Origin of the sequence: Streptomyces durocortorensis (assembly GCF_016901035.1) — a bacterium.
Taxonomy (GTDB): Bacteria; Actinomycetota; Actinomycetes; order Streptomycetales; family Streptomycetaceae; genus Streptomyces; species Streptomyces durocortorensis.
The window spans coordinates 1-279 of sequence record NZ_JAFEUF010000591.1; the positions used below are offsets into that span (position 1 = coordinate 1).

Genomic DNA, 279 nt, shown 5'->3' on the forward strand with positions numbered 1-279 from the left:
TCACCGCCCCGGCTGCGGACGAAAACCCGGTACGCCGCTCGGGCGGTCGACACGGGCGGCCGGCATGCTGCAGTTGAGGTCGCGAAAGGGCTGGTCGTCGAGCCGTTGCCAACCTTCGCCGGGCGACGTCTGGCGGCAGATGACGGTACCGTCGACGATGCTCTGCCAACGGTAATAGGGTGCCGGCGCAGCGCTGGCGGCGACGGACAGGAGCAGGCAGAAGGCGGTCAGGAAAGTGCGCATGGCGGTGTTCGGCGGAACGATGGCGCCACTGTAATT

The 279-nt window shown here is 67.7% G+C and carries 1 protein-coding gene; it reads right to left on the minus strand.

Annotation, left to right across the window (positions count from 1 at the left end; all coding sequences use genetic code 11):
• On the minus strand, positions 1 to 279 hold a 279-nt coding region (locus JS521_RS37690), incomplete at its 5' end, for a hypothetical protein (protein ID WP_205087053.1).